The following is a 14,646-nucleotide window of genomic DNA, read 5'->3' as shown; positions in this document are numbered from 1 at the left end:
GATACCTCGCCAGAACTCCCGCTTCACACTCCGCAAAACGCTGAACACCGCCACACCCCTCAATCAGGGTGTTGCACTGACCCGTTGACCCCGCCCGCGGCTCCGTCCTCCCCTCCCCGAATCTCCTCCCATCTCAAAACGCAGCGCCGCGGCAGCCATCCCGCCGCCCACTCCGGATCCCCTGCTCACGCCCCCGCCTCCTCTCCGCTGACCTAGGCTCGACCCATGGATGCCGAGCACGCGAGCGCGACGCGTGGTCCGGTCGTCGTCCCCCTCGGCGCGACCGTGACCGCGAACGGCGCGGTGAGCGGGCTCGGCGCGGTCCGCACGACCGGCGGAACCGGCCCCGCGCCGGCGAATCCTGAGCGCCCCGCGCACGAACCTGTCGCCGGCGCTCCGCGGAGCGGCGGTCTCCTCGACCGCTTCGGCCGGGTCGCCACCGACCTGCGCGTCTCGGTGATCGACAAGTGCAACCTCCGCTGCACGTACTGCATGCCGGCCGACGGGATGCCGTGGCTCCCGCAGTCGCAGCTGATGAGCGCCGACGAGATCCGGCGCATCGTCCGCGTCGCTGTGCACTCCCTGGGCGCGGAAGAACTGCGGATCACCGGCGGCGAGCCCCTCGTGCGCAAGGACCTCGAGCACATCATCGCCGGCATCCGCGCCGACAATCCCGATCTGCCGATCTCGCTGACGACGAACGCTGTCGGCCTCGACCGCCGCGCCCAGACCCTGAAGGATGCCGGCCTCAACCGCGTGAACGTCTCGCTCGACACCCTCCACCCCGGGACCTTCGCCGAGCTCACGCGCCGCCCGCACCTCGACAAGGTGCTCGCAGGTCTCCAGGCCGCGCGCGCCGCGGACCTCGGCCCCATCAAGATCAACGCTGTGCTCCTCCGGGGCATCAACGACACCGAGGTCGTCCCCCTGGTCGACTGGGCCGTGTCGAACGGCTTCGAGATGCGCTTCATCGAGGACATGCCCCTCGACGGCGACCGGTCATGGAGCGCGACCAACGTCATCCCGGCCCGCGACATCCGCGCCGCGATCGAGGGGGCCTTCACCCTCACCGCCGACCCCCGGGGCCGGGGCGCCGCGCCCGCTGAGCGCTGGGAGGTGCGCCGCCTCGGCGAGACCGCCCTCGCCGGGCACGTCGGCATCATCTCGTCGGTCACCGAACCGTTCTGCGCGGCCTGCTCACGCACGCGCGTCACCGCCGACGGCCGCATCCGGTCGTGCCTGTTCTCGCACGAAGAGACCGACCTGCTCACGGCCCTCCGCGACGGCGCCGACGACGAGGGTCTCGCGCAGATCTGGCGGGATGCCATGTGGCTCAAGCCCCGCGCCCACGGCTCCGATCGCGTGGGGCTCGCGCGTGCCGACTTCGTCCAGCCCGAGCGCACGATGAGCGCGATCGGCGGATGAGGCCGCTCGTCGAGCCGGTGGCATCCCTCGCCCCCGAAGAACTCATCCGCACGGCGCGTCACGCCGTGCTCGCCGGTATCGGTGAGGAGGGGCAACGGCGGATCGCGGCCGCGCGTATCGCCGTGGTGGGCGCCGGAGGACTCGGCTCCCCCGTGCTGCTCTCGCTCGCCGCGGCGGGCGTCGGTGAGCTCGTGATCATCGACGACGACACGGTCGAACGCACCAACCTGCAGCGTCAGCTCGCTCACCGCGTCGACGACATCGGCACCGCCAAGACGGCATCCGCCGCCCGCGCCGTTCGCGATCTCTCGCCCCTCACCGTCGTCCATGAGCGCACGGTACGCCTGACCTCCGACAATGCCCGCGAACTGCTCGACGGCGCCCACCTCGTCATCGACGGCAGCGACACCTTCGACACGCGCGAAGCGGTCGCCGCCGCGGCCGAGGCCCTCGGCATCCCTCTCGTCTGGGGAGCCGTCCAGGAGTGGGCCGCCCAGGTGACCGTCTTCTGGTCGGCCCCGCCCGAGGGACACGCACCGGTCGTGCTCGGCGACCTCTTTCCGCCCGGATCGGCGGGCGAACCGCCGACGTGCGCGCAGGTCGGCGTGCTCGGCTCCCTGTGCGTGCAGGTCGGCGGTCTGCTCGCGACCGAGGCCGTCAAGCTCGTCACCGGCGCCGGCGAACCGTTGCTCGGGCGCGTGGTCGTCATCGACGCGCTGCGCGCCCGCCACGACGTCATCCCCCTGAGCCCCGCGAGGCGACCGTGACAACCCACGCTGAGGTGCACGAAATGCACGCGGTGGCACACTCGCGCCGGACAAACAGCGCACCTCAGCGCTATCCGGGGACGGGAAGACATGCACGACAGGCGGCGGCACACGCCGCCCCGACTCGAAAGGCCCGAGCGTGACCGAACTCCTCACCGTCGAAGAGCACCGCTCCCGGGTGCTCGCCGCCGCCTCGCTTCTCCCCGCCGAGACCGTGTCGCTGTCCGAGGCCTCCGGCCGCACCCTCGCCGAGCCCGTGCTCGCGGCGCACGACCTCCCCGGCTTCGACAACTCCTCGATGGACGGCTTCGCGGTCCGCTTCGCCGACGTCGAGGGGGCGGATGCCGAGCACCCGGTGTCCCTGCGAGTGATCGCCGACCTGCCGGCCGGCACCGCCGACGACCCCTCCCTCGCGCCGGGCCAGGCGGCGCGCATCATGACGGGCGCCGCTGTTCCCGCCGACGCCGACGCGATCGTCCCGTTCGAAGACACCGCCGGGGGCCTCGCCGACTCGCTCGACACGATCGAGGTCCTCCGCGCCCCCGCCGCCGCGGGCGCCTTCATCCGTCGGCGCGGCGGCGACACCCGCGCCGGCGACGTCGTCCTCTCGGCGGGAGAACACCTCGGCCCCTTTGCTCTCGCGGCAGCCGCCGCGGCCGGGGTCGCCGAGGTCGCCGTCCGCCGCCGCCCCCGTGTCGCTGTCGTCTCCACCGGAAGCGAGCTCGTCGCCCCGGGCGACACGCCCACGCGCGGGCAGACCCCCGACTCGAACGCGACACTGCTCGCCGCGCTCGTCGCGGCCGCCGACGCCGACATCGAGCTCGTCGACCGAGTCGGCGACGATCCGGCGGGAATCGAGACCGTCCTCGCGCGCGTCTCGCGCGCCGATGTGGTGGTCTTCACCGGCGGCGTGAGCGCGGGGGCCTATGAGCCCGTGCGCCTCGCCCTGTCCGACCGCATCGCCTTCGAGAAGGTGGCGATGCAGCCCGGCAAGCCCCAGGCCTTCGGCGCTCTCGCCGACGGGCGTCTCGTCTTCGGCCTCCCCGGCAACCCCGTGAGCGTCGCGGTGTCGTTCGAGGTGTTCGTGCGGCCCGCCCTCCTGGCCCTGCAGGGACGCGCGGTGCTCGATCGGCGCATCGCCCGGCTCACGGCATCCGAGGCCTGGACGACACCGCCCGGACGCCGCCAGTACCTCCCGGCCGCGGTCGATCTCGTCGCGGGAACCGTCCGACCGGCCACGGCCGGCGGGTCGGGCTCGCACCTCGCCGCTTCTCTCGCGCGAGCCGAAGCGTTCGCGATCGTGCCCGCCGAGGTGTCCGCCGTGTCGGTGGGCGACGCGCTCGATGTCATGCTGATTCCATGACCTTCACGCACCTGGATGCCGCGGGCCACGCCCGCATGGTCGATGTCACCCTCAAGCAGCCCACGGTCCGCACCGCGACCGCCCGCGGCTTCGTGCGCTGCGCGCCCGAGGTGGTCGCGGCGCTGCGCGACGGCACCGCCCCGAAGGGCGACGTGCTGGCCGTGGCGCGCATCTCCGGCATCCAGGCAGCGAAGTCGACGCCGGCGCTCCTCCCCCTCGCGCACGTGATCGGCGTGCACCGTGCGTCGGTCGATCTCGAGATCACCGACGACGGCGTTGAGATCGAGGCCACCGTCGGCACCGCCGACCGCACCGGCGTCGAGATGGAAGCCCTGACCAGCGTCTCGGTCGCCGCCCTCGCGATCGTCGACATGGTGAAGGGCATGGACAAGAGCACGTTCATCGAGAACGTCCGCATCGTGTCGAAGACCGGCGGGAAGTCGGGCGACTGGGTGCGGCCGGGCGAGCCCGCCGGCTCCGCCCCCGACGAGGGAGCCGGCGCGTGAGCGTCCGGGTCCGGTACTTCGCCGCTGCCGCGGAGGCCGCGGGAACGGATGCCGAGGACCGCACCGAGTCCTCCCTGTCGGCGCTGCGGACGGCGGTCGTCGCCGACCACCCTGCCCTCGTCGGCATCCTGGACCGCTGCGCCGTGCTCGTCGACGGCACGCGTCACGACGACGACGCGCCCCTGGACGGCGTCACGCACGTCGATGTGCTCCCGCCGTTCGCGGGCGGCTGATCGGGCCGCTCCGCGTCGTTCGCTCCCCATAAACGCTGTTCGCGCACAGAAACACGCTCTGCACGCGTTTATGTGCGCGGATGGCGTTTATGCCGGCTGCGCGCCGCAATCCGCGCGCGCCACTCCCCCGCCCGCCGGGGCACCACTCCCCGCCGAACCACGCGCGCTGACCGCAGCGCGACCGGTCTAGCCGCCCAGGCCCTTCCACGCCGTCGTGCCGTCGGCCTCGACCTGCCGCTTCCACACCGGTAGGTCGGTCTTGATCGTCTCGATCACGGTGCGGCACACCTCGAACGCCTCGGCGCGGTGACCGGATGCCACGGCGATGATGACCGCGGCCTCGCCCACGTCGAGCCGGCCGACGCGGTGACTCACGGCGACGATCGCGTCGGTACCCGCGGCGGCCGCCTCCGCGATGCGGTGGAGAGCGGCGGGCGCGTCGGGATGCGCGCTGTACTCCAGCGCGACGACGGCGTCGTCGGCATCCGGATCCGTGTTGCGCACGCGACCGACGAAGGTCGTGACGGCGCCCGACGCGTCGTCTTCCACCGCGCGCAGGTGCGCGTCGAGATCGAGCGGCTCCTCGGACAGGCGGGCGATGCGGACGGCGCTCATCAGTGGTCTCCTCCGGCGAGCTGGTCGAGGACGTGCGGGGCGAGCTCGACGAGCACGGCGATTCCGGATGCCACGGCCCGCGTGGATCCGGGAAGGTTCACCACGAGGGTGCCGGGGTCGGCGATCCCGGCGAGGCCGCGCGAGATCACCGCGAGCGGGGTGTCGGCGAGGCCGCGGCGCCGCAGTTCTTCCGCGATGCCCGGGAGTTCGCGATCGAGCACTCGGGCCGTCCCCTCGGGCGTGCGGTCACGCGGAGCGATCCCGGTGCCACCGGTGGTGACGATCAACCCGGGTCCGGCCTCGACGGCGGAGCGAAGGGCGGCCTCGACGCTGTCGGCACCATCGGGCACGACGACCGCTTCCGCGCACTCGAAGCCCGCGTCGCGCAGCAGCGAGACCGCGAGCGGCCCACCGCGATCCTCGCGAAGACCTGCGGCGGAGCGGTCGGAAACGGTGATCACCCGGGCGACATGCGGCACGGGATCAGCCTAGGCGTCGCGGAGGGACGGCGTTCCGCCGCTCCCGGGGTGCCACCTCGCACCCAGGCCCGCCGCCAGGGCCTGTGCGCGTCACCGACCGACGGCCACGCGGCCGCGAGCGCGGCGCCGTCCCGCGAATCCACCTCGCGTCGCCGCGACCCCGTCACCCGCCGACCGTCTCGACCTCGGGCACCTCGGGCGCGATCCGCCCTGCCTCGGCCTTCGGCTCGGGATCCTCGCGCTGCACGTGCTCGGCCGCGGCGGTGATGCGCCGGGCCATCCCGCTGAAGATGAGGCCATGGAAGGGCAGGACCGCGAGCCAGTACAGGCGGCCGGCCAGCCCGGTGGGAAAGAACAGCGCCCGCTGGTCGAAGCGCGCCTCGTCGCCCTCGGGCGTCGCGCGCAGCTCGAGCCAGGCGCCCCCGGGAACCTTCATCTCGGCCCGCAGCCGCAGCAGGCGCCCGGGCTCGATGGCCTCGACCCGCCAGAAGTCGAGCGCGTCGCCGACCGTCACGACCGATCGGCTCCGCCGCCCGCGGGCGAGTCCCACACCACCCACGAGACGATCCATCCACCCGCGGATCGCCCACAGCAGCGGCGAGGAGTACCAGCCGTTCTCGCCGCCGATCCCCTCGATGACCGACCAGAGCTGGGCGGCGTTCGCGGTCGTGTGCATCGTGCGGATGTCGGTGTACACGAGCCGTCCCGCCCAGTCGGGGTCGCTCGGCAGCGGGTCGCTCGGGACGCCGGAGACCTCGGCATCCTGCCAGCTCGTCTCGATCGTGTCGTCGTTCACGCGGCGCAGGGCGAGCTTCACGGCGGCTCGATACGGCATGAGCCCGCCCTCGGGGCGGGGGATGAGATCGTCGACCGCGCGGTCCTTCACGACGCAGTCGTTCTGCAGCGACTCCACGAGTGGGCGCGCGATCGCCTTGGGGATCGGCGTGACGAGGTTGACCCAGTGCGAGGCGAGCCGCGGCGTCAGCACCGGCAGCGACGCGATCGGCCGCTGGTGCAGACCCGCTTCGAGCGCGTAGCCGTTCATCATCTGCCCGTACCGCAGAACGTCGGGGCCGCCGATGTCGACCGCGCGATTGACGTTCGGCGCGACCCGCGCCGCCCCCAGCAGGTAGTGCAGCACGTCGCGCACCGCGATCGGCTGGATGTGGTTGCGCACCCACTTCGGAGCGGGCATGTACGGCAGCACGTCGGTGAGGTGGCGCACCATCTCGAACGACGCCGACCCCGAACCGATCACGACCCCGGCCTGCAGCACGAGAGTCGGCACACCGCTGGCCAGCAGGATCTCCCCGACCTCGACGCGCGAGCGCAGGTGCGCCGACAGCGGTGCATCGACCGGATGCAGACCCCCGAGATAGACGATGCGACTCACGGATGCCGCCGCTGCGGCGTCGGCGACCGTCTGAGCGGCCCGCCGGTCGGTGGCCTCGAAATCCTTGCCTCCACCCATCGAATGGATGAGGTAGTAGACGATGTCGACGGCGTCCACCGCTTCGTGCACCGCCTCGGCATCCGTCGCATCGCCCTGAACGACCTCGACGTCGCCGCCCCACGGGAACGCCGCGGCACGGGCGGGATCGCGTGCGAGGACGCGCACCCTGTACCCAGCCGACAGCAGGCGCGGCACGAGCCGTCCACCCAGGTACCCGGTCGCTCCGAGCACGAGAGCGCGGGGCGCGGATCCGTCGGGCCGGGGCTGGGCGATGAGGGCCGGTTCACGTCCGGTCGGGGTGGTGAGCTCGCTCATGCCCGACACGGTACGCCGGGCCTGTGACATCCCCGGGGGCTTGACGGCGGCGCTAGGGTGAGCGCGTGCCCACCTCCGCGACCGGCCCCGTGGCCGAAGCCCCGGCCGGATCCTTCCGCGGCCGTATCGAGAACGGCGCGCGGCGATGGCTCGGCATCCGCTACGCGCAGGCGCCCGTCGGCGATCTCCGCTGGCGCGCACCGCTCCCTGCCGCCGATCTCGCCGGCACGATCGACGCCGTCTCCTTCGGCCCCGCCTGCCCGCAGCCGCCCAGCCCGCTCCCTCTCGGCGACGGCATCGCGCAGGACGAGGACTGCCTCTTCCTCAACGTCTGGACTCCGGATGCCGACACCCCGGCCCCGCGTCCGGTCATGGTGTGGCTGCACGGCGGGGCGTACGTGTTCGGCGCGGCAAGTCAGCGCACGTACGACGGTGCCCGGCTGGCCACCGCGGGCGACGTGGTGGTGATCACCCTCAACTACCGACTCGGCGCGTTCGGCTTCCTCGACCTCGACGCCGCGCTCCCCGATGCCGGGTTCGACGGCAATCTGGGGCTACGGGACGTCCTCCTCGCCCTGGCGTGGGTGCAGCGCAACATCGCGGCCTTCGGAGGCGACCCCGAGCGGGTGACGGTCTTCGGGGAGTCGGCGGGTGCGGGCCTGGTGACGACCCTCCTCGCCACGCCCTCGGCATCCGGACTCCTCCACCGCGCGATCGCCGAGTCCTCACCCGCGTCGAGCGTCTACGGGCGCGAGCGCGCCGGGCGCGTCGCGGCACGGTTCCTCTCCTTCCTCGGGATCGGCCCGGACGCCCCGGATGCCGCCGCTTCGCTGCGCGCGCACGATGCCGCCACGCTGGCCGAGGCCGGACAGCGGCTCTTCGCGGACGTTCCCGAGGAAGACCCCGGAACCCTCGCCTTCTCGCCGGACATCGACGGCGACCTGGTGCCGGAGGCGCCCATCACGGTGCTCAGCGAAGGTCGTGCTCTCCCGGTACCTCTCCTCATCGGCACGAACAAAGACGAAGCCTCTCTGTTCGCCTACATGAAGTCGCCCCTCATCCCGGTCACCGGCGAGCGGCTCGAGCGGATGTTCGCCGACATCGCCGCCGAGAGTCCCGAGGTCGCCCTGCCCGATCGCGCGCAGGTGCTCGCGGCGTACGAGCGTCTGCGTCACCGGGCGCTAGGCCTCGGGATCGCGGGCGACATCGGATTCCGCCTGCCCACCCTGTGGCTCGCCGAGGGGCACAGCGCTGTCGCGCCGGTGCACCTCTACCGCTTCGACTACAGCACGCCGTTCCTCCGCCTCCTCCGACTCGGGGCGACGCACGGCAGCGAGGTGGTCTACGTGTGGGGGAACCTCGACGGTGGATCGAAGGACATGACCTTCCGCCTCGGCGGACGGCGCACGGGTGAAGAGCTGTCCCGAAGGATGCAGGAGCGATGGAGCGCTTTCGCCCACGGCGGGGAGCCCGCGGCATCCGGAGCCGCCGATTGGCCCCGTTTCACGAGGGATTCCCGCGCCACGCTCGTCATCGATCGGCACGACCAGGTCGTCGACGACCTCGACGCCGACCTCCGTCGCGCGTGGGGCGACGAGGTGCTGACCTTCCGCTAGCACCCGGATAGCACTGAGTCGGCACGAGGCGCCTCGGCTGGCATCCGGGCACCGATCGGGGTAACGCTAGAAGGATGAACGAGAATCGCCCCTCGGCATCCCCCACTCCCCGGCTCGACGTCGACGACGTCATCGTCGTCGACAAGAAACGCGTCCGCACCGCCATCGGCGGCACCGTCGTCGGCAACTTCATGGAGTGGTTCGACTTCGGCATCTACGGCTATCTGGCGGTCACGCTGTCGGTGGTCTTCACTTCCGACCTCCCCGACCCGTGGGGCCTCCTGGTCACGCTCCTGGGCTTCGCGATCTCTTTCCTCGTGCGACCGTTCGGCGGCTTCGTCCTCGGCCCGCTCGGCGACCGCATCGGTCGGCAGAAGGTGCTCTTCCTCACGATGGCGATGATGGCCGCGGCCACCGCCCTGATCGGCCTGCTCCCGACCTCCGCGGCGATCGGCCTGTGGGCGATCGTGCCGCTCTACGTGCTCAAGATGGTGCAGGGCTTCTCGACCGGCGGCGAGTACGCCGGTGCGACGACCTACGTCTCGGAGTTCTCGCCCGACCGCACCCGCGGGTTCTGGTCGTCGTTCCTCGACGTGGGGTCGTACATCGGTTTCGCCGCCGGAGCGTCGGCGGTGGCGGTTGTCACGGCGATCACGACCTCGATCTCGGGTCCCGACGCCATGGTCGAGTACGGCTGGCGCATCCCGTTCCTGCTCGCGATCCCCCTCGGAATCGTCGCGATCTGGTTCCGCCTGCGCATCCCCGAGACCCCGTCCTTCGAGCAGACGAGCGCGGTCGACGAGCGCGACGCCGACGATCCGCTGGCTCGCCAGGGTCTCGGCGGGATCGTTCGGCACCACTGGCGTGCGCTGCTGATCGGCATCGCGCTGGTGGCCGCCACGAACACGGCGGGCTATGCGTTGACGAGCTACATGCCCGTCTACCTCGAAGAGGAGGTCGGGGTGTCGAACCTCACGGCCGCCGTCGCGACGGTTCCCGTTCTCGTGGTGATGTCCGCGGCCCTCCCCTTCATCGGACGCCTGAGCGACCGCATCGGACGCAAGCCCGTGTACGCGATCGCCGCGGGCTCGGCGCTCGTCCTGCTCGTGCCGGCGTTCCTCATCATGCAGATCGGCGAGATGTGGGCCGTGATGGTCGCCCTGTGCATGGCGGCCGTCCCGGTGGCGTTCTACGTCGCGATCTCGGCATCCGCCCTTCCGGCGCTCTTCCCGACGGCCTCGCGTTTCGGGGCCATGGCGGTGGCCTACAACGTCGCCGTCTCGCTCTTCGGCGGCACGACACCGCTCATCAGCCAGGCCCTCATCGCCGCGACCGGCAACACCCTCATGCCGGCGTTCTACATCATGCTCTTCGCGGCGCTGGGCCTCGTCGCCCTCCTCGCGATGCGCGAGACGGCGAAGCGCCCGCTGCTGGGGTCGGTTCCCACGGTCGAGACGCCCGCCGAGGCCGCTGCCCTCGTGGAGCGGCAGGATTCCGATCCCCTCATCGACACCTCGACGATGCCGCTCTCCGTGCGTCGGTCGTGACGCGAAGGATCGCGGATGCCGGACCCCTGGCATCCACGATCCTCCCGCCGTGCGTCCCGAGGCGCGCGCCGTCTCTCAGCGCCGCCGGCTCGTACCGAAGAGACCGCGGATCACATCGGTCACGATGCTCTTCGTCGCCCCTCGCCCCAGCACGTCGTCGAGCGGTGAGGTGGGCGCACTCGAGCGCCGACGTGGCGCCGCGGTGCTCTTGAGGATCCGCTCGTACTCGCGCTGCGCCTTCTTCTGCGCCTCGGCGTTCGCCCTGTCGATCGCGGCTTTCTGCTTCGCGTACTCGGCGGCGTCGGCGGCGTCCTTCTTCGCCTTCTCCGCTGCGGCGCGGGCGTCGGCAGCGGCCTGCATCCGAGCCCCGAGGATCTCGCGGGCCGACTCCGGATCGATCAGGGTGCCGTAGGTGGCGAAGAGGGGGGATGCCGTGACCGCGGCCGCCATGGTCTCGGCGGGGATGGGCGACATCGAGGCGCGCGGGGCGAACAGACGGGTCCACGCGACCGGGGTCGGCGCACCGCGCTCGCTCATCACCGTGATGACGGCCTCGCCGGTACCGAGTTCCTGCAGGACGCGCTCGAGGTCGTAGCCCGAGTCAGGGTAGGTCCGCACCGACGCCCGGAGGGCCTTCACGTCGTCGGGGGTGAACGCGCGCAACGCGTGCTGCACGCGAGAGCCGAGCTGCGCCAGCACGTCGGCGGGTACGTCCTTGGGGGTCTGCGTGACGAAGAACACGCCGACGCCCTTGGACCGGATGAGTCTCACCGTCTGGGTGATCGCCGCGAGGAACGCCTTCGAGGCGTCGCGGAACAGCAGGTGCGCCTCGTCGAAGAAGAACACGAGCTTCGGCTTGTCGAGGTCGCCGACCTCGGGGAGCACCTCGTACAGCTCGGCGAGCAGATACATCAGGAACGTCGAGTACAGCTCGGGTCGCGACGCGACGTTCGGCACCTCGAGCAGGCTCACGATCCCGGCCCCGTCGGGTGCGGTCCGCAGGAAGACCGAGACGTCGAGCTCGGGCTCGCCGAAGAACGTGTCGGCTCCCGCCGCGGCGAAAGCGACGAGCTCGCGCAGGATCACCCCGGCCGTCGCGGCGGACAGACCGCCGATGCCCTTGAGCTCGTCTTTCCCCTCGTCGCTGGTGAGGAAGGTGAGCACCGCGCGAAGGTCGGGCAGGTCGACGAGCGCCAGACCCTTCTCGTCGGCGTAGTGGAACACGAGTCCGAGGCTCGACTCCTGCGTCGCGTTGAGGCCGAGCACGCGGCTGAGCAGCAGCGGCCCGAAACCCGACACCGACGCCCGCACGGGAATCCCCGAGGCGGCGTCGTCGCCCAGCGCGAAGAACTCGGTGGGGTACGACCGCGGCGACCAGTCCTGCCCGAGGGCCGCGGCGCGCGCGGTGAGCTTGTCGCTGGGAGCACCCGGAGCGGCGATCCCCGACAGGTCGCCCTTGATGTCGGCGGCGAACACCGGCACACCGTGGGCCGAGAGCTGCTCGGCGAGCAGCTGCAGCGTACGCGTCTTGCCCGTTCCCGTGGCGCCCGCGACGAGTCCGTGGCGGTTGGTCATCGCGAGCGGGATCCGGACGGGGACGGATGCCACCGGCCCGCCGTTGACGAGCACGCCGAGGTCGAGAGCAGCGGCGTCCGAGGCGTACCCGGCGGCGATCGCGGCGACCTGGGCGTCGGTGAGGGGGGCCGGGGCCTGGGGTGCGGGGGCCTGCGGCGTAGGGGACTCCGGGGCGGGCGCTTCGGCGGCGGGAGCTTGCGTCGTAGGGGCCGGCGCGGTCGGAGTCTCCGGGGCACGGGATCCCGGGGCCGGTGCGTCCGCGACCTGACCGCCGACCACCGGCGGCCCGTCCGTTCCCTCCGCTGAAGGGGAAGTCCCACCTCCCCCGCCCGCCGCCGCGCGCGCCCGCGCCGCAGCGGCTTCCGCCTCGGCGAGATCGGCCCGCGCCCGCGCCAGGCGCAGCTCCGCTTCCGCGGCCTCGGCCGCCGCGCGCAGGCGCGCGACCTCGGGATCGTCGGAGGGACCGGCGGACGACGCTCCGTTGTCGCTCATGGCGGCCAGCCTACGGCGCGCCCGAGATCGTGGCATCCTGTCGTCGCGAGGTCCGTCGGACGGCCAGCCGGTCGTCGTCGCGAAGACGCAGGTGAGCGAAGAGCGCGGCGAGGATGAGCGCCATACCCGCGCCCACGAGGGCACCGCCGAGAGTGTCCGAGAGCCAGTGCGCGTGCAGGTAGGTGCGGCTGAAGGCCATCGCGATGACCCACGCGACCCCCGCAATCCGCACCCACAGGGCGGGGAAGATCACGACGGCGACCACGGCCACGGTGGCCGCGTTGGCCGTGTGGCCCGAGGGGAAGGACCCGTGATCGGACAGCACGAGGATGTCCTCCGGTCGCGCGCGGCCGAACGTGTGTTTGAGAAGCTGCACGATCAGGGCACTGCCCACGGAGGCGGCGAGGAAGTATAACGCTCCCCAGCGTCGTCCCGCGAGGAACAGCGCCAGTGCCCCGCCCAGCGGAACGACGAACACCGCCACCCAGTGCCCGCCGACGGCATCCATCGCGAGCGCGAACGCCAGCAGCGGCGGTGACGGTGCGGCGACGAACAGGTGGTTCCACCACACGTCGATCGCGAACGGCGTCGGCCCGCGGAAGAAGACCCAGGCACCGAGTCCGCACGCCAGCGCCACGAGCGTCAGCCCGAAGATCCCCCGGATGCGCTCGGAACGGAGGACGGGGGCGGACACGTCGGCGGATTCGGCATCCATTGGTTCATGATGCCGTCTCTCGGATCGCCGCGGGGCCGGACGCGCGCTCTGCTAGTGTTCTGGGCCCGTTCTCGCGGCGCACCTCGCCTTGGTCAGGGCGCCTTCGCCCCCACTCTCAGGGCGCGAGGCGCTCGACCGTGCGGGGACGCACGAGCAGCCAGAGCGCGAGCACGCCGATGACCGCACAGCCCACCATGACGGATGCCATGGTCGTGGCGGTGATCCCCGCGCCGGCGGACAGCAGCCCGACGACCGGCGAGATGATGCCCGCGACACCGAAGTTCGCCGCACCGATGATCGACTGCGCCGTGCCCGCCGCCTTGCCGTGGCGATCGAGGGCGAGCACCTGCGCGCACGGGAACGTGAAGCCGCACGCCGTCATGAAGAAGAACAGCGGGATGACGGTGCCCCACAGCCCGAGGCCCAACTGGTCGGTGAGCACGATCGTCCCACCCGCGAGCACGAGCACGATCGTCGACACCGCGAGCACCCACTGCGGGCCGAAGCGCGCAGCCAGGCGCGAGGCGATCTGCACACCGACCACGACGCCGACCGAGTTCACCGCGAACAGCACGCCGTACTGCTGGGCGTTGAAGCCATAGGTGACCTGGAACAGGAACGAGGATGCCGAGAGGTACGAGAACAGCCCACTGAAGGCCATCGCGCCGATGATGAGCACGCCGATGAAGACGCGGTCACGGAACACGCTCGCGTAGCGCTGCCAGACCGTCGTGGTGCCGGGGCCGCTGCGGCGCGCGGGCGGCAGGGTCTCGGGGACGAACAACACCGCCGAGACGAGCATGATCGCTCCGTACACGGCGAGCACCACGAAGATGCCCCGCCAGTTCATGACCAGCAGCAGCGCCGACCCGGCGAGGGGGGCGAGCACAGGGGCGACACCCGAGACCATCGCCATGCGCGACAGCATGACCACGAGGCGGCGTCCGCCGAAGAGATCGCGGATGATCGCCGCGGCCACGACGCCTCCCGCGGCGGCTCCGGCTCCCATCAGCACCCGCGCGACCGACAGGGTCTCGAGCGTGGGGGCGAGCGCCGCGAAGACGCTCGCCGCGACGTGCAGCGCCGTGACCGACAGCAGCGGCAGACGTCGACCGACCTTGTCGCTCAGGGGTCCGACGATCAGCTGGCCGAGCGCGAAGCCGATCATCGTTCCGGTGAGGGTGAGCTGGATGGCGGCTGCGCTGGTCTGGAAATCCGCCTCCAGCACGGGGAACGCCGGGAGGTAGAGGTCGATCGTGAACGGGCCGAGCGCCGTCAAGGCGCCGAGCACGATGATGTACAGCACGCGGCGGGCGGCGGAGATCGCATCGCCCGGATGCAGCACGATCGGCGCCGTGGCGGGGTTTTTGCCGAGGGTGCGGATGGCACCGGTCGGTGAGCGGTCGGGCGCGGAGGTCGGGGGGACGACGGGGAGAGAAGCAGTATCGAGCACGCGTCAATTCGTTTCGCAACACAGACGGCCCGAACGAGTCGGGCCGAAAAAAGATGGGGGATCATCGAACCTCGAATCGATTCGACATCGTC

General features: G+C 71.8%; 13 protein-coding genes. 7 read left to right on the top strand and 6 right to left on the bottom strand.

Annotated elements, in window-relative coordinates:
- The first annotated feature begins 225 nt into the window (after nt 1–225).
- From moaA to AB0O24_RS17055, 5 genes are all read left to right on the top strand, one after another.
- Nucleotides 226–1,425, top strand: a complete 1,200-nt coding sequence (moaA, locus tag AB0O24_RS17075) for a GTP 3',8-cyclase MoaA (protein WP_363376607.1) — start codon at nt 226–228, stop codon at nt 1,423–1,425.
- On the top strand, nt 1,422–2,192 hold the full coding sequence (locus tag AB0O24_RS17070; RefSeq protein ID WP_363376605.1) for a HesA/MoeB/ThiF family protein: 771 nt from the start codon (nt 1,422–1,424) through the stop codon (nt 2,190–2,192). Before moaA ends, AB0O24_RS17070 begins: the two co-directional genes overlap by 4 nt.
- A 139-nt stretch (nt 2,193–2,331) precedes the next feature.
- Nucleotides 2,332–3,555: a gephyrin-like molybdotransferase Glp gene (gene glp, locus AB0O24_RS17065; protein WP_275798840.1), complete on the top strand. Its 1,224-nt coding sequence runs from the start codon at nt 2,332–2,334 to the stop codon at nt 3,553–3,555.
- A complete protein-coding gene (moaC, locus tag AB0O24_RS17060) occupies nt 3,552–4,061 on the top strand; it encodes a cyclic pyranopterin monophosphate synthase MoaC (protein WP_275798843.1) in 510 nt (169 codons plus the stop codon). The genes glp and moaC overlap by 4 nt, the downstream gene beginning before the upstream one ends.
- Nucleotides 4,058–4,294 carry a MoaD/ThiS family protein gene (locus AB0O24_RS17055; protein WP_363376603.1) on the top strand — a complete coding sequence of 79 codons (237 nt, stop codon included), beginning with the start codon at nt 4,058–4,060 and terminating at the stop codon, nt 4,292–4,294. Before moaC ends, AB0O24_RS17055 begins: the two co-directional genes overlap by 4 nt.
- A 186-nt stretch (nt 4,295–4,480) precedes the next feature.
- Here the strand turns inward: AB0O24_RS17055 and AB0O24_RS17050 are convergent, their stop codons facing one another.
- The 3 genes from AB0O24_RS17050 to AB0O24_RS17040 form a co-directional block, all read right to left on the bottom strand.
- Entirely contained in the window at nt 4,481–4,909 is a 429-nt protein-coding gene (locus tag AB0O24_RS17050; protein WP_363376602.1) for a molybdenum cofactor biosynthesis protein MoaE, read from the bottom strand.
- Nucleotides 4,909–5,388 (bottom strand): MogA/MoaB family molybdenum cofactor biosynthesis protein, encoded by a 480-nt coding sequence (locus tag AB0O24_RS17045; protein WP_363376600.1) that lies wholly within the window; start codon nt 5,386–5,388, stop codon nt 4,909–4,911. Before AB0O24_RS17045 ends, AB0O24_RS17050 begins: the two co-directional genes overlap by 1 nt.
- Nucleotides 5,389–5,551: 163 nt before the next feature.
- Entirely contained in the window at nt 5,552–7,156 is a 1,605-nt protein-coding gene (locus AB0O24_RS17040) for an SDR family oxidoreductase (RefSeq protein ID WP_363376598.1), read from the bottom strand.
- A 65-nt stretch (nt 7,157–7,221) separates the two neighbouring features.
- Here AB0O24_RS17040 and AB0O24_RS17035 point away from each other — a divergent pair, with 65 nt between their 5' ends.
- Nucleotides 7,222–8,772: a carboxylesterase/lipase family protein gene (locus AB0O24_RS17035; protein WP_363376596.1), complete on the top strand. Its 1,551-nt coding sequence runs from the start codon at nt 7,222–7,224 to the stop codon at nt 8,770–8,772.
- 74 nt (nt 8,773–8,846) lie between these two features.
- A complete protein-coding gene (locus tag AB0O24_RS17030; RefSeq protein ID WP_363376594.1) occupies nt 8,847–10,319 on the top strand; it encodes an MFS transporter in 1,473 nt (490 codons plus the stop codon).
- Between the two features lie 75 nt (nt 10,320–10,394).
- Here the strand turns inward: AB0O24_RS17030 and AB0O24_RS17025 are convergent, their stop codons facing one another.
- The 3 genes from AB0O24_RS17025 to AB0O24_RS17015 form a co-directional block, all read right to left on the bottom strand.
- On the bottom strand, nt 10,395–12,386 hold the full coding sequence (locus AB0O24_RS17025; RefSeq protein WP_363376592.1) for a helicase HerA-like domain-containing protein: 1,992 nt from the start codon (nt 12,384–12,386) through the stop codon (nt 10,395–10,397).
- Nucleotides 12,387–12,396: 10 nt separating this feature from the next.
- Nucleotides 12,397–13,101: a phosphatase PAP2 family protein gene (locus AB0O24_RS17020; RefSeq protein ID WP_275798872.1), complete on the bottom strand. Its 705-nt coding sequence runs from the start codon at nt 13,099–13,101 to the stop codon at nt 12,397–12,399.
- Nucleotides 13,102–13,216: 115 nt separating this feature from the next.
- Entirely contained in the window at nt 13,217–14,554 is a 1,338-nt protein-coding gene (locus AB0O24_RS17015; protein ID WP_363376590.1) for a multidrug effflux MFS transporter, read from the bottom strand.
- Nucleotides 14,555–14,646: the final 92 nt, after the last annotated feature.

This window comes from Microbacterium sp. NPDC086615 (assembly GCF_040686055.1).
In the GTDB taxonomy this organism is placed as follows: Bacteria; Actinomycetota; Actinomycetes; order Actinomycetales; family Microbacteriaceae; genus Microbacterium.
The sequence above is the reverse complement of the archived record's forward strand: the minus strand, read 5'-3'. Positions and strand labels throughout refer to the sequence as shown.